This is a genomic window from Marinimicrobium sp. (genome assembly GCF_002695945.1).
Lineage (GTDB): Bacteria > Pseudomonadota > Gammaproteobacteria > Pseudomonadales > Cellvibrionaceae > Marinimicrobium > Marinimicrobium koreense.
On record NZ_NZQP01000012.1, the window covers coordinates 142758 to 160169 of the forward strand.

The 17412-nt window shown below is 61.1% G+C and carries 16 protein-coding genes and 1 pseudogene; 7 read left to right on the forward strand and 10 right to left on the reverse strand.

The annotated features are described in order from the left end of the window. Positions 1–335: 335 nt before the first annotated feature. From dxs to CMG77_RS01555, 3 genes are all read right to left on the reverse strand, one after another. Positions 336–2174, reverse strand: coding sequence for a 1-deoxy-D-xylulose-5-phosphate synthase (gene dxs / locus CMG77_RS01545; protein WP_286903496.1), 1839 nt, complete (start codon positions 2172–2174; stop codon positions 336–338). Positions 2175–2238: 64 nt separating this feature from the next. Continuing rightward, positions 2239–3129 carry a (2E,6E)-farnesyl diphosphate synthase gene (gene ispA / locus CMG77_RS01550; protein ID WP_286804796.1) on the reverse strand — a complete coding sequence of 297 codons (891 nt, stop codon included), beginning with the start codon at positions 3127–3129 and terminating at the stop codon, positions 2239–2241. Further along, a complete protein-coding gene (locus tag CMG77_RS01555) occupies positions 3126–3377 on the reverse strand; it encodes an exodeoxyribonuclease VII small subunit (protein WP_024461118.1) in 252 nt (83 codons plus the stop codon). Before CMG77_RS01555 ends, ispA begins: the two co-directional genes overlap by 4 nt. 183 nt (positions 3378–3560) lie before the next feature. Here CMG77_RS01555 and pomA point away from each other — a divergent pair, with 183 nt between their 5' ends. From pomA to CMG77_RS01570, 3 genes are all read left to right on the forward strand, one after another. Continuing rightward, complete coding sequence (gene pomA / locus CMG77_RS01560; RefSeq protein WP_123638165.1) at positions 3561–4328, forward strand: flagellar motor protein PomA; 768 nt, start codon at positions 3561–3563, stop codon at positions 4326–4328. A 13-nt stretch (positions 4329–4341) separates the two neighbouring features. After that, positions 4342–5325 (forward strand): MotB family protein, encoded by a 984-nt coding sequence (locus tag CMG77_RS01565; protein WP_286804800.1) that lies wholly within the window; start codon positions 4342–4344, stop codon positions 5323–5325. 406 nt (positions 5326–5731) lie between these two features. After that, positions 5732–6304: an HNH endonuclease gene (locus CMG77_RS01570; RefSeq protein ID WP_123638163.1), complete on the forward strand. Its 573-nt coding sequence runs from the start codon at positions 5732–5734 to the stop codon at positions 6302–6304. 25 nt (positions 6305–6329) lie between these two features. Here the strand turns inward: CMG77_RS01570 and CMG77_RS01575 are convergent, their stop codons facing one another. The 3 genes from CMG77_RS01575 to cysE form a co-directional block, all read right to left on the reverse strand. Beyond that, positions 6330–6704: a hypothetical protein gene (locus tag CMG77_RS01575; RefSeq protein ID WP_286804802.1), complete on the reverse strand. Its 375-nt coding sequence runs from the start codon at positions 6702–6704 to the stop codon at positions 6330–6332. 593 nt (positions 6705–7297) lie between these two features. Continuing rightward, entirely contained in the window at positions 7298–7819 is a 522-nt protein-coding gene (locus tag CMG77_RS01580; protein ID WP_286804804.1) for a DUF411 domain-containing protein, read from the reverse strand. Position 7820: 1 nt separating this feature from the next. Further along, positions 7821–8621: a serine O-acetyltransferase gene (gene cysE, locus CMG77_RS01585; RefSeq protein WP_286804806.1), complete on the reverse strand. Its 801-nt coding sequence runs from the start codon at positions 8619–8621 to the stop codon at positions 7821–7823. Between the two features lie 121 nt (positions 8622–8742). Between cysE and CMG77_RS01590 the strand changes: the two genes are divergently transcribed. Further along, complete coding sequence (locus CMG77_RS01590) at positions 8743–9627, forward strand: cation diffusion facilitator family transporter (RefSeq protein ID WP_286804808.1); 885 nt, start codon at positions 8743–8745, stop codon at positions 9625–9627. A gap of 6 nt (positions 9628–9633) precedes the next feature. On the opposite strand, the gene CMG77_RS01595 is transcribed toward CMG77_RS01590, so the two are convergent. Then, a complete protein-coding gene (locus tag CMG77_RS01595; protein WP_286903497.1) occupies positions 9634–10356 on the reverse strand; it encodes a DUF599 domain-containing protein in 723 nt (240 codons plus the stop codon). 38 nt (positions 10357–10394) lie between these two features. Continuing rightward, positions 10395–12047 carry a phospholipase D-like domain-containing protein gene (locus CMG77_RS01600; RefSeq protein ID WP_502691717.1) on the reverse strand — a complete coding sequence of 551 codons (1653 nt, stop codon included), beginning with the start codon at positions 12045–12047 and terminating at the stop codon, positions 10395–10397. Here CMG77_RS01600 and CMG77_RS15690 point away from each other — a divergent pair. From CMG77_RS15690 to hflC, 3 genes and pseudogenes are all read left to right on the forward strand, one after another. Beyond that, positions 11946–12665 (forward strand): annotated as a pseudogene (locus CMG77_RS15690) (glycerophosphodiester phosphodiesterase). The gene CMG77_RS01600 and the pseudogene CMG77_RS15690 overlap by 102 nt on opposite strands. A gap of 96 nt (positions 12666–12761) precedes the next feature. Then, positions 12762–13772, forward strand: a complete 1011-nt coding sequence (hflK, locus tag CMG77_RS01605) for an FtsH protease activity modulator HflK (protein WP_286903499.1) — start codon at positions 12762–12764, stop codon at positions 13770–13772. After that, positions 13772–14710 (forward strand): protease modulator HflC, encoded by a 939-nt coding sequence (gene hflC, locus CMG77_RS01610; protein WP_123638153.1) that lies wholly within the window; start codon positions 13772–13774, stop codon positions 14708–14710. Before hflK ends, hflC begins: the two co-directional genes overlap by 1 nt. Positions 14711–14737: 27 nt before the next feature. On the opposite strand, the gene CMG77_RS01615 is transcribed toward hflC, so the two are convergent. Then, positions 14738–15724: a serine/threonine protein kinase gene (locus tag CMG77_RS01615; RefSeq protein ID WP_123638152.1), complete on the reverse strand. Its 987-nt coding sequence runs from the start codon at positions 15722–15724 to the stop codon at positions 14738–14740. A gap of 51 nt (positions 15725–15775) precedes the next feature. Next, positions 15776–17377: a glycoside hydrolase family 43 protein gene (locus CMG77_RS01620; RefSeq protein ID WP_286903500.1), complete on the reverse strand. Its 1602-nt coding sequence runs from the start codon at positions 17375–17377 to the stop codon at positions 15776–15778. Positions 17378–17412 lie beyond the last annotated feature (35 nt).

The following is a 17412-nucleotide window of genomic DNA, read 5'->3' on the forward strand; positions in this document are numbered from 1 at the left end:
GGGCTATATGGTCCTCCTGGTTTGAGCTATGGATGGTTTGTTTAATTGAGGTCGAAGGTCTTGCGTCGTTTGTTTTGAGGCCAATAAATAGAAGTTGTCTTGGCTCGTTCGCAGACGGAGTTCAAGTTTCTTATTCGGCTTTCAGGCGCGAGTGGCCGCGCTTACTGAATGTCACTTCAAAATTCTTGTAACCGATTACAGTCAGGATAGAAAGATTTTCTGGACTAAACAAGTCCATTATTAGTCGAAAAGTGAATGGTAGGGCTTTCGAGTATTCAGATTTTGAATGCTCACCAGNGGCGGGTTAATGTCCGAGGTGGTTACGGATAGCCCTCTCAATCCCGTCCGCGTCCAGGCCCTGGCTGGCCAGCTGTTTTTTCTGACTGTCGTGTTCGGCGAACTCGTCGCGAAACCCGAGNGGCAGCCAGGGGGTNGCNATAGCCCTGGNTGGCCAGGTGCTCTCCCACCGCACTGCCGGCGCCGCCGGCGATGGCGTTTTCCTCAACCGTGACGATCAGGGTGTGACTCTCGGCCATGCGCTCGATCAGAGCGGTATCCAGGGGTTTGACAAAGCGCATGTCACAGACGCTGGCGTCGATCCGCTCCGCCACGGTGAGGGNNGTGGCGAGTGAAGCGCCAAAGTTCAGAATGACCACCTCGCGCCCCTGGCGCAGCTCCCGTCCCTGACCGATGGGCAGTTCGTTCATCGCCTGCTCAATATCCGTTCCCGGNCCGGTGCCTCGTGGGTAGCGTACCGCCGCCGGTCCCTCATGTTTCCAGGCGGTGTACAGCAGTTGGCGACACTCGTTTTCGTCGCTGGGGGCGGCGATCACCATATTGGGAATGCAGCGCAGGTAGGTCAGATCAAAGGAGCCGCCGTGGGTGGGCCCGTCTTCGCCGACCAGTCCGGCCCGGTCGATGGCGAANGTGACGTCCAGGTNCTGTAGTGCCACATCGTGGATCAGTTGATCGTAGGCGCGCTGGAGGAAGGTGGAGTAAATGGCGACCACCGGCTTCTGGCCCTCACAGGCGAGTCCAGCGGCCAATGTGACGGCGTGTTGCTCGGCAATGGCCACATCGTAGAAGCGCTCCGGGAAACGCTGGGCGAAATCCACCATGCCGGAGCCCTCACACATGGCGGGGGTAATACCNATCAACCGCTCATCCCGCGCTGCCATATCGCACAGCCAGTCGCCAAACACCTTCTGGTACTTGGGGCCGCTGGGTTTGCGGGGGGCCGGTTTGGGCTCCAGCTTGTTCAGCGCATGGTAGCCCACGGGGTCGTCCTCCGCCGGNCCAAACCCTTTNCCCTTGCGGGTGATGATGTGCAGCAGCTTGGGGCCTTTGACTTCGCGTANATTGCGCAGNTAGCGCACCAGGCTGCCCAGGTCATGGCCATCGATGGGNCCGACGTAGTTGAAGCCCATTTCCTCAAACAGGGTGCCCGGGGACATGAAGCCCTTGAAGTGTTCTTCGGTGCGCCGGGCGAACTCCCAGGCGGAGGGAATTTTGGTGAGTACCTGTTTGCTGCCCTCGCGCAGGGAGTTGTAGAACTTGCTGCCCCATACCTTGGACAGGTAGGTGGCCAGCCCACCCACNTTGGGGGAGATNGACATGTTGTTGTCGTTCAGGATGACCAGCAGGTCGGTGTCCGTGTGGGCAATNTGGTTGAGCGCCTCGAACGCCATTCCGGCGGTCATGGCGCCGTCGCCGATAATGGCGGCGCACTTGCGCTCGCTGCCGGTCATGGCACTGGCCAGNGCCATGCCCTGGGCGGCGCTGAGGGACGTGCTTGAATGGCCCACNCCNAAAGTATCGTATTCGCTTTCGCCCCGCTTGGGAAAGCCGGACAGNCCGCCCCCCTGACGAATACTGCTCATGCGTTCGCGNCGGCCGGTGAGGATTTTGTGGGGATAGGTCTGGTGGCCCACGTCCCATACCAGACGGTCATCCGGGGTGTGATAGACGTAGTGCAGGGCCACTGTCAGCTCCACGACCCCCAGTCCGGCGCCAAAGTGTCCACCGCTCTGTCCCACGCTGTACAGCAGGTAGGCACGCAGCTCCTCGGCCAGCGGCTCCAGGTCCCGCTCATTCAGCGCCCGCAGTTGCTCTGGCGAGTCAATCTGGTCGAGCAGGGGCGTTTCCGGGCGGTCTGTGGGAATTTCGTCAAACATGAGTCACGTCGTTATTGGAAAGGGGCCATTGTAGGGGCCAGAAGCCCGTCTGCCTAGCGGGGCGTCAGTGCCCGCGCTCAATAATGTAATGCGCGAGGCTGCGCAGCGCTGTAGCGCTGTCGTCGAACCCGCTCAGGCTGTCGAGGGCCTGAGTGAGCAGTTCCCGGGCTTTGGATTGCGCGCCGTCGAGTCCAAGCAGGGACACATAGGTGGGCTTGTCCCGCGCGGTGTCGGCTCCCTGGGGCTTGCCCAGCGTGCTGGTATCGGCGATGACATCCAGAATATCGTCCTGTACCTGAAAGGCCAGGCCGATGGCGCCGGCGTAGTCGCTCAGGGCCTCGCGTTCACCGGCCGAGGCGGCACAGGCGCGGGCCGCCATGGCGACACTGGCGCGAATCAGGGCGCCGGTTTTGTGTTGGTGCATGCGCTCCAACTGGGCGATGTCCGGACTCTGGTGAACGGCGCCGAGGTCGATGGCCTGACCCAGTACCATCCCCTGTGCACCGGCGGCCTGAGCCAGGTCGGTAATCAGCGCCACGCGCTGCTCCGCCGACAGGCGGTCGCACCGGGCGAGCACCTCAAAGGCGAGCGTCTGCAGGGCATCTCCGGCCAGAATGGCCGTCGCCTCGTCGAAGGCGATGTGGCAACTGGGCTGCCCGCGGCGCAGGTCATCATCGTCCATGGCGGGTAAGTCGTCATGGATGAGGCTATAAGCGTGTAAGCATTCCAGGGCAACCGCGACCGTATCCAGGGCCTGGTCGGGTTCGTAGCGCAGCGCCGCGCCCGTGCTGTAGACCAGCATGGGGCGGACCCGCTTGCCGCCATTGGCCAGGCTGTAGGCCATGGCTTCGGCCAGTTGCGGGCGCTGAGCATCGGGTTGCGGGAGAAACCGGGTCAAACCCCGGTTGAAGCGTTCACGCCAGGGGCCGGCGAAGGCGTCGAAGTCGGTGCTCATTCACCGTCATCCTCGCCGCCGGGCGTCATCGGCTGAACGCTGATCTGACCCTGCTGTTCCATCAGTACCTGAACCTGCTGTTCCGCCGCGCTCAGGCGCTCCTGGCAATCCCGGGTCAGCTGAATCCCGCGCTCAAAGGCTTTCAGGGATTCTTCCAGAGAGAGCTCGCCTTGCTCCATTTGGTTCACCAGCGCTTCCAGGTCGCTCAGTGACTGTTCAAAGTCCACGGACTTCTTTTTCGTGGGCATGGGGCACCTGTCGTTTGGGCCAGGGTCGAGGTGAAGATTTTCCGGCATTGGCCGATAGACTCCTGGCGGGATGTCTGTGGTGATAAAGGGCGCAATTATAAACCGACTGCTGCTAAGATGCAGGTTTTACCGCAGATTCAACACGGCGTATCGGCCGTTTCAGCCTAGTGTGAGGAGCCACCAGTGGATTTAGCAACCCTCGTAGGGATCATCGGCGCAATTGGTCTGATCGTCGCCTCCATGGTGCTGTCCGGCGACCTGATGATATTCGTCAATGCGCCGTCCCTGTTGATTGTGGTCGGGGGCACCGTATTCGCCGTAATGGCCAAGTTCAGTCTGGGGCAGTTCTTCGGTGCCACCAAGGTGGCCGCCAAGAGCTTTGTCTATCGAAGCACGGACCCGGCGGAACTGATCGAGGAGATTGTCGAACTGGCCGACGCAGCGCGCAAAGGCGGTCTGTTATCCTTGGAAGGTAAGGAGGTCAGCAGCGACTTTCTGCAGAAAGGCATTCAGTTGCTGGTGGACGGCCACGACCCGGAGGTGGTCAAGGCGATGATGTCCAAGGATCGCTACCTGGCGGAGGATCGCCATTTGAAGGGCGCGTCCATTTTCAGCGCACTCGGGGATGTGGCGCCGGCCATGGGCATGATCGGTACCCTGATTGGTCTGGTGGCGATGCTGTCGAATATGGAAGACCCCAAAGCCATCGGTCCGGCCATGGCCATCGCTCTGCTGACCACTCTGTACGGTTCTCTGCTCGCCAACGCCGTGTTCCTGCCCATTTCCGATAAGCTCAAGTTGCGCGCGGATGAGGAGGTACTGGTGCAGAGCCTGATCATCGATGCCCTGCTGGCTATCCAGAGTGGCCAGAATCCCCGGGTGATCGACTCCATGTTGCGCACTTACTTGCCCGAGCGGAAGCGGGACGTCGCGGACACGGATGCCGCCTGAGGGGGAGTAGGATATGGATGACGATACGCCCCGTAAAAAACGTCAGGCCGCAGGCCTCCCTGCCTGGATGGCGACCTTTGCCGATTTGATGGCGCTCTTGTTGTGCTTCTTTGTACTGCTGCTCTCGTTTTCCGAAATGGACGCCATGAAGTTCAAGCGCCTGGCCGGCTCGTTGGCGCAGGCGTTCGGGGTTCAGACCGAGCTCCAGGTCAACGAGGTGCCCAAAGGCACCAGCATCATCGCCCAGGAGTTCAGCCCGGGGAAGCCTGAGCCGACTCCAATCAACGAAATTTTCCAGAGCACCGATGACACCACCCAGATGAGTCTGGAAGTCTACTGCGCCGAGGAGTTTGATATCCAGCAGGGCGAGCCGGAATACGAAGACTCGGCGCGCGAGCAGTTGAAGCAGCGGCTGGAGGAACTGATCCGGGAAACCGAGCAGGATGCCATGGCCCTGGCGGCGCGTCTGCAGCCGCAGATCACCTCCGGGCAGATTGAAATCGAAACCCGTGGGCGTCAGATCATCATCCGGATTCGGGAGCAGGGGTCGTTTCGCTCCGGGTCGGCGGAGTTGGCGGAAGATTACTTTGATGTTCTGGACGAAATTCAGGCGGTACTGATGCTCCAGCCGGGGCGTATCAAGGTCCAGGGGCACACCGACAACATTCCCATCAATTCGGCCCGCTTCCGTTCCAACTGGGAGTTGTCGTCGGCCCGGGCGGTATCCGTGGCGCACCAACTGATGCGCGGCGACTATATCGATCAGGACCGCTTTGAGGTGACCGGCTTTGCCGACACCCGGCCGTTGGCGCCGAATGACAATCCGGACAACCGGGCCAGAAATCGCCGGGTCGAGGTGGTGATCCGCCAGGGGCTGGAGCAGGAGCTGGACGACGAGGAGCGGGAACTGCTGCAGGATCAGGGGGAAAACATCACCCGGGATATGGATATTTCGCCTGACTATCTGTTTGATCTGGAGCCCGAGGAGATTTTCTGATTCCACGGTTTGTGAGATATCTCGCACAAACCTTTCCGACATTCGCCACTATTGCCCGGCCGGCAGGTGGCGCATAATCTCTTTTAACGGATACAGGCACTGGACGCAGGGCAACGGAACTGAAAGGACGCACGCCACTAGGCCCGGGACGGGCCCCATCCTGTAAGTAGATGGCAACCCCCGCGATAACCCCCTTATCGCGGGGGTTTCTTTTTATGGGCGACACAAACCGGGCAGACTGATCCGGCGTCAATAAAAAGTGTGGAAGTTTTGACATAATGGCGTCATAGTAAGGCTATACGGTATCGGTACGACGTCAATCGCCGGTACGCCCCGGACGCTGGCGGCTTTTTGGCCGCAGTCAGTCGGCCGCCCAGAGCGCACCGAGCGACCCCTGGAGGTGTCGATGGAAGCGCGTATTTTGCGACTGAATATCGCCGGCCAGCCTATCGAGTGGCTGCACTGGAAAGACGCGGTCTGCCTGTATGCGCGTGATCTGGTGCAGTGGACCCTGGGCGGGCACGTCCGGCGTGTCTATGGTGGCCATTCCCGCCTGACCGGGTTGCGCACCCAGATTGACCTGCCGGCCATTATCGCCTGTGGCGGCAACCGCCTCGCCCGCATGCGCCTCGTCCCACCGCTCACCAATGCTGCCCTCTTTGCTCGAGACCATCACCAGTGCCTCTACTGTGGCCGCTGGTTTACCGCAGAACACCTCTCCCGGGATCATGTCCACCCAATCAGCCGCGGTGGCCGGGACCGCTGGAATAACGTGGTCACCGCCTGCAAGCGCTGCAACCAGCACAAAGGCAACCACCTGCTGTCCGAAATCGGTATGGAGCTGCTCGCCCTGCCATTCTGTCCCAACACCGCCGAGTACCTGGCGCTGATCAACAGCGACCGGATTCGCGGTGACCAGATGGAGTTTCTGCGGCCCCAGTTTTCCCGTCGCCGGGACTGGGCTGGCCTGGACTCCTGAGAGCGGGACGTTCAGAGCACGCAAGTCAGTCGATAACTTCCTGCCCCCGGTACATTCGCTTGGTGCGCTCCCTGGGGGTGCTGGCATTGTCCTTTGGTGGCGCCTCCTCCAGCGTTACCTGTCCTCGATACACCTTGGTGACCTGGCGCGGTCGCGCGGCGGCTTCGGCCTCTTCGGCGTCCTGTTGAGCATCGCTCAGGGCGTGGTTCCAGGGATCTCCGGCCAGTTGTAGCAGTTCTTTGATGAGTGTTTGGCAGATGACGTCCTTACTGTGCCGATGATGGGTGACCAGCTCGTCCAACAGCTCCGGATTGGCGAGTTTGACGGAAGGTTTCAGATCGGCGGGCACGCGCCGGCGAATCTCAAACACCAGTTCAATCATGGGTTTGGTGTATTGCATTCCGGTCTCCGGTCATAGTGACGTGTGGGGCGATCGGGAATGCTGCAAAAAGCTGGCCATGGTGGGGTTTTTATGGCTTTGGTTTGGGTGCTTTTCGGAAAGTCCGGTCCGGTGTGGGGTAAACCATTCCAAGACACGCCGTGAACCCATCCCTGGGGGCTCGGATCGCGGGTCCCCCGCTCTACGGTCTTGGAATGGTTTCCCCCACACCGGACCTCCATGCCACCGTCGCGTCTGTAGCAGTGGCACATGGGTTTTTGTGTAGCACGCAGTTGCGTAGGGCGGATAAGGCCAAAGGCCGCATCCGCCGTTACCCTCGGTTCAAGGTTGCTGCGTGTCCTGGAGTGGTTTCCCCCGCACCGGAGTTCCGTGCCACAGTCGCGCCTGCGGTGACGGCACAGTGGGTTTCGTGTGGCACGTAGGCCCGTGGAGGAGAGCCCCCTTTCAAGACCGTAGAGCGGGGGACCCGCGATCCGAGCCCCCAGGGATGGGTTTACGGCGTGTCTTGAAAGGGGGCTCTCCTTCACGGGCCGGACTCGATGAACCAACGCGCACCACTTTTGGTGACGGCTGCGCCAAAATAGTGCGGATGTTCAATACTGCTGCTCGGGCGTTTCAATCCGGGCATAAATCTCGCTGCTGCCGTCGGTCTTCAGCAACAACACATCGTACGGGTCAAAACGCTCGCCCATCTCCATGCCCGGACTGCCTACCGGCATGCGCGGTACGGCCAGGCCCAGAGCGTTTTCCGGTGGGCTGTTCAGAAACTGGCGGACCAGCTTGGCCGGAACGTGACCCTCGAAAATATAGCCCTCCTCAGAGACACCGGTATGGCAGGAGGCGTACTCGGGAGCGATCCCCAACTGCGCCTTGATGGTCGCCATCCGGCTCGGGTGCTCAATGGCCGCCTCGAAGCCCTCGCCCTCCATGTGCGTAATCCAGTCCTCACAGCAGCCGCAGGTCGGGCTTTTGTAAACCGTCAGTGCAGTGGCCTCGGCAGAATCGGGCGCGGCCGACGTGCTGTCGGAGCTGGCGCTCGTTTCGGTCTCCGGCGCCTCTCCGCAACCGGTCATAATGAGCAGCAGGGCCAAGGCACAGGCTAAGCGTTTGAGCATGTCAGTCATCCAGTCGGTGGTCCATGGTGCGTGACGGCTGCTGGCAGCGGCTGTCACCGATGATTTGGGCGGGTACGCCGGCGGCGATTTTGCGGCAGGGGACGGACTTGAGCACCACGCTGCCCGCACCGACCGTGGCGCACTCGCCGATCTCGATATTGCCAAGAATCTTGGCCCCGGCGCCGATCAACACGCCTTTTCGGACCTTGGGATGGCGGTCGCCGCTCTCTTTCCCGGTGCCGCCGAGGGTGACCGACTGCATGATGGAGACATTGTCCTCCACCACCGCCGTTTCGCCGATGACGATGCCCGTGGCGTGGTCAAACATGATGCCCCGACCGATACGGGCCGCCGGGTGAATGTCCACCGCGAACACCACGGAAATACGGTTCTGCAGAAACAGCGCCAGGGCTTCCCGGCCGTGCTGCCAGAGCCAGTGCGCGACCCGGTAAGCCTGGAGCGCATGAAACCCTTTGAAGTACAGGAACGGTGTGCTCGAGGAGTCGCAGGCGGAGTCCCGCTCGTTGATGGCCAGCAGGTCGGCCCGCACCGCCTCGCCAATACCCGGGTCGTCCGCCAGTGCCCGCTCAATGACCTCGCGCATCAGCATGGCCGGCATGGCCGGGCTGTCCAGCTTGTTGGCCAGGTGGAAGCTCAGGGCCGCTTCCAGGGTGTCGTGGTTGAGGATGGTGGTGTGCAGAAAGCTCGCCAGTACCGGTTCGGACTCCGCCTGGGCGCGGGTCTGACGGCGAATGTCTTCCCATACGGGGTCACTGCTGACGGGAGCGAGTTGGGCGGTCATGGGCCATCCTGTAGAGTGTCGGGTGCATTGCAGAGTATGGTTGAGCCATTATTGGGCTTGGGCGCCGAGATTTCCACCCCCGGTACGCTACACTGGCATAAATTCAGGCAGGAACAACGCAATGGTCAAATGGCAGGCTCATCACATTCTGTGGCTCTCGCTGGCGGCGGCGCTGGCAACCATGGGGCTGAAGGCCCTGGCGTGGCAACTGACCGGCTCGGTGGGTTACCTGTCAGACGCGCTGGAGTCTGTGGTCAACCTTCTGGGGGCCGGGTTTGCACTGACGATGTTTCAATACGCGCGTCGCCCGCCGGATGACGGTCACCCTTTTGGGCATGGCAAGGCCGAGTATTTCGCAGCGGCCTTCGAAGGGGGCATGATTTTCCTGGCCGCGCTGGCCATTCTGGTGGCGGCGGGCGAGCGACTTCTGAACCCAGAGACTCTACAGGCTCTTAATCTGGGTACGGGACTGTCGGTGGGAGCCGCGCTGATCAACCTTGTTGTGGCCCGCTTGCTGCTGCGCTACGGTCGTGCATTGCGCTCGCCAGCGCTTGAAGGTGACGGACGGCATTTGATGACCGACGTCTGGACGACTGTCGGGGTGGTGCTGGGCGTCGGGCTGGCCAAGTGGACTGGCTTGCTGTGGCTCGACCCCGTCGTGGCGATAGCTGTGGCGCTGCATATTCTTCATGAGGGCTGGCAGCTGCTGGCCAAGTCCGCCAACGGGTTGATGGATCGGGCCCTGAGCCCCAGAACCCTGACAAAGCTAGAGCAAGCACTGCAGGCCATGACCCCGGAGAGTTGTGGCTTTCATCGGCTGCGCACCCGGGCCTCCGGCGCCCAGCAGTTTGCCGAGGTGGACCTGCAGGTGCCCGGCGACTGGACCGTGCGTCGGGCCCACGACCTGGCCGATGCGGCGGAGCACCGACTGGCGGAGTTGGGGGTGGTGGCGACGGTTCACATTGAGCCGGTGGGCAGCCACGGTACCGATGCCCGGCGGCATTGAGGTGGGTTATTGGTCGGCGCTATCGGCGGATGCCCGCACCTCNTTGGCCAGNGTCTGCAGCGGCCGGGAGTGAAACTCTCGCCGATANAGAACCGCCACGGTCAGCGTNGCNGCCAGAATGAACAGCCAGGTATTGAACAGCCAGGGCAGCACNGAGAGCGAAAAATAATAGGCGCGCAGGCCGTAGTTGTAGCTGTGCCCCGCCTGATCAATGACTTTCGCACTGGTGGTGGCATAGCGGGCNCGCTCCTCCTCGGTGATGNCNGTGTCGTTCGCCAGTGGCGCGGCCCCCAGCAGAATGGAGCTGAAGCCGTATTGGCGCACGGCCCAGGTCAGGGTGAAAAACGCGTACACATAGATGGCCAGCAANAACAGNANCTTGAACTGCAGTTGTCGGGANGTCATNTCCCGGTTAAAAAACGGCAGNGCGGTNAGNGTNTCGTGAACCTGTTCGATGGACGCCAGAACCGTAATCAGACCNGCGATCACAAAGATCGAGGTNGANGCCAGAAACGTGGTCTGTCGTTCCANTCCNGCGATCAGCGCGGTATCGCCAATGCGGTTNTCNCGCCGCAGCATCGAATGCATCCAGCGTTTGCGGTAGATCTGCAGTACGGANGACAGGCTGTAGGACACCCGGGCNCGGTGTCGGGCGAAACTGGCGTAGCCAATCCACACGGCAAAAAACCAGGTGACGGCCAACAGGTTCAGCCAGTTATGTGCAGTCATTGTCANAAGGGACCTCGTNANAGTGNCTCAATCATACGTCAAAGATAGCTCGAAAACAGCCAGAAAAACGCATCGCGCANTCGCTGCCAGAGGGGGCGTTGATCCAGCTCGGCCAGGGTGATCCGCCGGCTTCGCGCGGTGGCCTCNTCGAGGTGGGCGTGCAGTTGTCGGGTNAGGTCCGCATNAAACCACTCNACGCCCAGCTCNAAATTCAGGCGNAGGCTGCGGGCGTCGAGGTTGGCGGAACCGGTCATGGCGTAAGCATCGTCGACCAGAATCAGTTTGCTGTGGGCGAACGGCGCCGCTTTGTAAAAGACGTCCATATCCCAGAGCAACAGCTCCCAGAGCATGTTCCGGGTCGCCCAGTCGACAAAGCGCAGNTTGCTGCGCTCGGGCAGAATGACCTCCACTTTGACCCCCCGCAACACGGCGGCCTGCAATGCGGCCACCATTTCGTGGTTGGGAAGAAAGTAGGGCACCATGANCCGGATGCGCTCCCGGGCCGCCGTAAATACCCCGATCAGGGTCATCGACAGGTGATTGAGGTTGTCGTGGGGGCCGTCNTCAATCAGGCGGCAGACGCTGCGGCCCGCCGTGGGACAGGGCAGNTCGGTGAGCGCGGGCTTTCGGCCGGTCACCAGATCCCAGTCGTGGCAGAACAGGTGGGTCAACTCGGCCACCAGAGGCCCGTTCACCCGGAAGTGGACATCCTCGGTGGGGTGGCGGTTGTGGGGGTTGGCCACCATATGCCGATCATCGATGTTGATNCCACCGAAAAAGCCGACCTGCTGATCCACAACCGCAATTTTGCGGTGATTGCGNAGGTTGATATCCAGCGACGGTGGCAGCAGCGAGGGCGGCGTGAACAGGGCCACGCTCACANCGGCCCGGCGCAGNGCGCGNATGGCNNTNCGCCACGAATAGCTGGTGCCGATCCCGTCCGCGAGCACATAGACGGCAACNCCCCGGNCCTTGGCCCGGATCAGGGNNTCAATCACCNCNCNGGCCTCACCCCGGTGNCCGAANAGNTAGGTGGACAGCAGAATCCAGTGACGGGCNTCNTCAATTGACCGNAGTAGCTCGGGGAAGAAGGCTTCACCNTTGATCAGAATGTTGGCCTGGTTGCCCGGCAGCAGNGGCTGTCCGGTTGCCCGGCTCCCCACCCGGGCCAGATCCGGGTTGGGTAAAGTGTCGATCAGCGGATCGGGGTTGAGCAGCAGGGGCGGGCTGGTGCGGTCGTAACCAAAGAACATGACCGGCAGGTGGTGGCCGGTGAATACCTGGGCTTTGGTGCGCAACCGGTTGATCCCGAAGAGGAAGTAGAGNAGCGGCCCGGCGACGGGGAAAAGCAGANTGACCCCGATCCAGCCCAGNGCCGCGCGGTGATCCCGNTTGTAAATCAGGGCGTGCACGGCGGCGANGGGCATCACGACCAGATGGAAAAGCGCAATTATCCAATAGAGCATAGGCGGTCCGTTGGGCGTCCGGGGGGTATACTGTCCTGTGCCTATGCTACCGCATTGGCCGNAGAATAAAATGACACGCTTGGGNGCCACTGGCCTGCCCGGAACAACAGGAGGAAATNATTGATGTCCGCCCCCCTCTGGATCAGTCACCGTGGCCTGTGNGACCGGGCCACGGAAAACACGGCCAATGCCTTTCGGGCNGCGTTGGATGCCGGGTTTTCGCATCTGGAAACNGACCTGCGCAGCACCGCGGACGGGCACCTGGTGCTTGCCCACGATGANGACCTGAGCCGGGTTGCCGGGCNTCCACTGAAAGTCACCGAAGCGACCCGCCNNGAGCTTGAGCAGGTTCGCCTGAAGGGAGGGGAGCCACTGTTGTTTTTTGANCAGTGGCTGGAGGANTTCGGACAGCACCACTGGATTCTCGANATTAAACCCGAATACGGNGAGCGGACCCTGGCCCTNTTGTTGGCGCAGTGGCNGGGCGANGGNCANGCGCTGTTGAGCGGNCGCGCCCGGTTTCTGTTCTGGGACCCCCGTCAGNANCGACTGCTGCTGGATGAGCAGCCCGAGATCGAGTGCATGGNGCCCATGCCCGAGTGTCGACGCGCCGGACTGGCCTGNGNGGCGGGGNTNCCGCCTCTGGCGGGTATTCAGNCCGGCNCCACTTANTCGCTNCCNCCCAGGCTGGCNGGTGTNCGCCTNTTNCGCCCGGCCNTGGTGGAGCGCTATCGNCGCCGNCANGGGCGGGTGCTGGCNTTTCTNCCGGAGAGTNAGCGGGAGGTCGATTGGGCACTGGAGTCCGGGGTCGANGAGGTGNTGACCAACTATCGCCCNGGATGAGTGNNTGACTCCGCCCANAGCGGGACACNGGCNNCNGCTTCTGTTAAGGTTCCGCCTCGGCGCGCTNACNGCGNCGGGTCATGAAAGGAGCAGACAATGAATAATTCACACAGGAATCTGAAGGATGATTTTGCCGAACTCACCCGGCATCTCCCTCGCCTTCCGGGAATCGGATTGGGCCTGCTGATTCCCCTCGCCCTCCTCATCCTCTGGGGCGGCTTTACCAGTTTTTACACTGTTCAGCCTGAGCAGCAGGCAGTGGTCAAGCGCTTTGGTGCAGTGGTGGCGATCACCGATCCGGGCCTGCANTTCAAACTTCCCTTTGGAATCGACAGAGTACAACGTGTCGCCTCGGCCCGGGTGCTCAAGCAGGAGTTCGGCTTTCGTACTGTCGGCCAGCGGGGCAATGAGGCCAGTCGTTATTCCAGNCAGGATTTTACCGGCGAGTCGGCGATGCTGACCGGTGATCTCAATGTGATCAACGTCGAGTGGGTGGTGCAGTATCGCATTCAGGATCCNATCAAGTATCTTTACCAGCAGCGCGAGCCCGACACCACGCTGCGGGACATTTCCGAATCNGTCATGCGTCGGGTGGTGGGTAACCGCCTCGGCTCGGAAGTGCTGACCGTTGGGCGGGTGGAAATCGCCCAACTGGCGCGTGANGAAATTCAGCAGGTCATGGATCGCTATAACTCCGGCTTACACATCATTACCGTCGAGCTTCAAGACGTTGTGCCGCCCCAGGCAGTGCGCCCCGCATTNAACGANGTGAACGAAGCCCGACAGGAGCGCGAGCGGATGATCAACGAAGCCACCAAGCGCGCCAACCAGCAGATTCCCCGCGCCGAAGGTGAAGCGCAGCGTCTGATCGCTGAGGCCGAAGGCTATGCCACCGAGCGGGTCAACCGAGCCTACGGGGAAACCGCCCGCTACCGCGCCATGCTGGAGGAATACCAGAACGTGCCCGAAGTCACCCGCTCGCGTCTGTATCTGGAAGCCATGGGCGGCTTGTTGCCCAAGGTCGGCCAGGTATTGATGGTTCAGGACGATCAGGTCGGCCCCTTGCCCCTGATGAACATTCGCGATGCGCGCCAGGAGGCCAAATAATGAAAGGTGGAATTTTTGCAATCATTCTGGCGGCGGTTGCCGTTACCGTATTTTCGTCGGCCTACGTGGTGGATGAGGCCGAGCAGGCCATCATCGTTCAGTTTGGTGAGCCCCAGGGCGATGTGGTCAGCGAGCCCGGCCTGCACTGGAAGCTGCCCTTCATCCAGGAGGTGCGCCGGTTCGATCGGCGGCTGTTGATCTGGGACGGCGACGTCACCCAGATTCCGACCCTTGGACGGGAATTCATTCAGGTCGATACCACGGCCCGCTGGCGCATCACTGATCCGTTACAGTTCCTGCGTAGCGTGCGCGACGAGCGTGGCGGTCGAAACCGCCTGGATGATATTGTCGATTCGGTGGTGCGGGATATTGTCTCGGGTACCGAGCTCGAAGAGATTGTCCGCTCCGGTGACTGGAATGTCGATGTGGATGACCTCGACGAAGTCGAACAGGATCGGGACGATGTGGCCCTGACCAAGCGGCCGAAACTGGGGCGGGAAAAACTCGAGGCGGAAATTCTCAAAAGCGCCGCCAAGATGACCCCGAGCCTGGGGATCGAGCTGATCGATGTGCGCATCAAGCGCCTGAACTACATCGATTCGGTGCGCCGCCAAGTGGAGAATCGCATGATTTCCGAGCGCCAGGCCATCGCCGAGCGTTTTCGTGCCGAGGGGCAGGGGCGCAGCCTGGAAATTACCGGTGAAATGGAGCGTGAGCTGCGCCGGATCAACTCCGAGGCGGCGCGTACCGCGGAGGAAATTCGCGGTAACGCCGATGCCGAAGCGATCAAAATTTACGGTGAAGCCTTTGGGGCGGACCCGGAGTTTTACGCGTTCCTGCGCACTCTGGAAACCTACTCGGCGCTGGGCGATAACACCACACTGATGATTCGGGCGGACTCAGACTTCTTCCGCTATCTGGAAAGCAAGGAGCGTTAAGCGAGCCCCTGCTTTTCTGGAAAAGTTCTAGAAAAGTGCCAGTGGCGGCTCGTCCAGAGCCGCCAACTGTTCCCGCAACTCCAGAATGTGTTCGCCCCAATAGCGTTCGGTATTGAACCAGGGGAAGCTTTTGGGAAATGCTGGGTCCTGCCAACGACGCGCCAGCCAGGCGCTGTAATTCATGATGCGCAAACTGCGCAGCGCCTCAATCAGGTTCAGTTCCGCAAAATTGAAATCACAGAACTCCTGATAACCCTCCACGATTTCCGACAGTTGTGCGGTCTGTTGCTCCCTTTCCCCCGACAGCAGCATCCACAGATCCTGTACCGCTGGCCCGTTGCGGGCATCGTCAAAGTCGACAAAGTGTGGTGCATCATCCCGCCACAGAATGTTGCCCGGATGGCAGTCCCCGTGCAGGCGAATGGGGGTGTATTCGGCGTCGGCAAAAATGCGCTCAAGGCGATGGATCAGATCCGCCCCCAGCGTTTCATAGGAGGGGCGCAGACTTTCGGGAATGAATGACTCGGATAGCAGAAATTCGTAACTGTCCACCGCAAAACTCTGTACGTCCAGGGTCGGGCGATGGGCAAACGGACGGGCCTCGCCCAGGGCGTGAATGCGCCCGAGTACCCGGCCCAGAGTCAGCAGTTGATCGAAGTCATCGAGATTGGGAGCATGGCCGCCCTGGCGGGGGTAAAGAGCGAAACGAAAGCCCTGGTATTCGCGCAGGGTGTGACCCTCGACATCGGGTAAGGGGGGCACGACGGAGACTTCCAGGTCCAGCAGGTCCCGGGTAAAGTCGTGTTCTTCCTGAATTTGCGCGTCGCTCCAACGCTCCGGGCGGTAGAACTTGGCGATCAACGGTGGACCTTCTTCCATGCCCACCTGATACACCCGGTTCTCATAGCTGTTGAGCGCCAGAATGCGCATGTCACTCAGGTAGCCGCTACTTTCCACCGCATCCAGGACCAGATCCGGCGAGAGCGCTTCATAAGGATGTGCGGATGTGCTCATAGTGCCCTCCCAAACCGGCATTGTACCGGTTATGGGAGGGCGGATGGGAGATCAGTCGAGCGAGCGGCTGCCCCAGATGGCCACACCGTCCACCGACAGTGCACTGAAGGTCACCACAAACTCCTGTTCCGACGGGCTCCACAGGCGCGCGGCCACGCCCTCGAAGGTGCCTTCGTCATCCAGGGTCACAGTGATGGCGTTGTCCGCCCCGAGGGTCCAGTCACCGCTGGCCTCGCCGGAGATCTGACCGCCGTCTTCCAGCTCGATGGTCACGGAGCTTTTGATCTGGGCGGTGATGTCCAGGCCGTGGTTGANCAGCTCGTAGGTGCCCGGTACGTCGGCTTCGCTNATGCTTGACTCGATGGTCTCGTCCGTCTCAGACGTGGGCACATAGCGATGCGGTGCCACCACCGGCCAGCCATCGGCATTGATGAACAGTTCGTGCACACGGACTTCGTGCTGTTCACCGCGTCCGGGGAAACGAGTGTGGAAGAACATCAGGTGTTTGCCCAGGCCTTCGTCGTAATAGGCCGAGTTATGTCCCGGGGAGACGTAGCCATTGCCGCCATCGGCAAACTGGAAGTTGCCCATCAGCTTCACCGCACCGTCTTCAATGGCCTCGTCATCAAAGAAGGTGCTGCCGTCAGACTTCACGTCGGCAACGTCATTGCCCTCGTAGTCGTAGTAGGGGCCCCCTGGGTTTTCGGCTCGGGCCACGCGAATATTGTAGGCACCGTTGGCGTCCAGACCGCCGAAGGAGCTGAACAGGTAGTAGTACTCGGACTCGGGGCTGTAAAGCACATAAGGGGCTTCAATTCGGGTGTGGTTGCCGCCCATCAGGTGGGTGCCGTAACCCTGNTCCGGCAGCGGTAAACCGGTGTCCGGATCCATCTGCANNATNAACAACCCGCCGGAGTAGGAGCCGTAAGTCATCCAGAGNTTACCTTCATGNTCGTAGAACGTGTGCGGATCAATAACGTTCGGGTGGATGAAGGAATTGTAGGGATCGGCGATATAGCCCTCGGTCACCGCGCCTGGCTCAAGCGCACTATCCGCTTCGGAGCCCGAGCGCAGGAAAATCTCTATGTTCTCGTAGGGCCCNTCGATATTGTCGGCGACAGCGATCCCCATGGCCGANTGNGGNGCATCGCCCCGGCAGGCGTTGTAGTACATGTAATACCGCCCGTCACTCTTGAGCTGAATGATATCGGCNGCCCAAAGGGTGTNGGCATCGGCCCAGCCNAGNGCNTCGGCCANCTCTTCGGTGACNTCGTCAAACANGGGGTTGGCNGNNGTAACGCNATCGGCGACCCGCTCCCAATTCATCATGTCATCGGTNTTGGCCATGGAGAGGTGCGAACCAATCACATAGTAGTCGCTNCCNACCTTGGTCACCGAGGGGTCGTGGACCGCAATGTTGGTAAAGGTTGGACTGACCGATCCCTGAGGGCTGTCNTGGTCGTCATCCTCNGGCGTTTCCTGATCCGGNCTATCGTTGTTCTCAGGCGCCTCCTGACTGGGNCCGTCGGAATTCGTCGGGGCTTCGCCACCACCGGAACCGCCGCCNCAGGCGGTCAGGAACAGACTCAGGGCCAGCGCGCTGACCGCGGTCGGAAAGGGGANCCCNAGGNTCTTGGTATTGCGTGATGTCATGGTATTTTTGCCTCGCGNTATCNGGCGGAGCGCCA

Excerpts from the sequence above, each read along its gene's own strand:
- cysE (WP_286804806.1), bottom strand. The coding sequence starts at position 8,621 with ATGACCGCCCAACTCGCTCCCGTCAGCAGTGACCCCGTATGGGAAGAC.
- CMG77_RS01565 (WP_286804800.1), top strand. The coding sequence starts at position 4,342 with ATGGATGACGATACGCCCCGTAAAAAACGTCAGGCCGCAGGCCTCCCT.
- CMG77_RS01615 (WP_123638152.1), bottom strand. The coding sequence starts at position 15,724 with ATGAGCACATCCGCACATCCTTATGAAGCGCTCTCGCCGGATCTGGTC.
- ispA (WP_286804796.1), bottom strand. The coding sequence starts at position 3,129 with ATGAGCACCGACTTCGACGCCTTCGCCGGCCCCTGGCGTGAACGCTTC.
- CMG77_RS01555 (WP_024461118.1), bottom strand. The coding sequence starts at position 3,377 with ATGCCCACGAAAAAGAAGTCCGTGGACTTTGAACAGTCACTGAGCGAC.
- CMG77_RS01570 (WP_123638163.1), top strand. The coding sequence starts at position 5,732 with ATGGAAGCGCGTATTTTGCGACTGAATATCGCCGGCCAGCCTATCGAG.
- hflC (WP_123638153.1), top strand. The coding sequence starts at position 13,772 with ATGAAAGGTGGAATTTTTGCAATCATTCTGGCGGCGGTTGCCGTTACC.
- CMG77_RS01580 (WP_286804804.1), bottom strand. The coding sequence starts at position 7,819 with ATGCTCAAACGCTTAGCCTGTGCCTTGGCCCTGCTGCTCATTATGACC.
- CMG77_RS01590 (WP_286804808.1), top strand. The coding sequence starts at position 8,743 with ATGGTCAAATGGCAGGCTCATCACATTCTGTGGCTCTCGCTGGCGGCG.
- CMG77_RS01575 (WP_286804802.1), bottom strand. The coding sequence starts at position 6,704 with ATGCAATACACCAAACCCATGATTGAACTGGTGTTTGAGATTCGCCGG.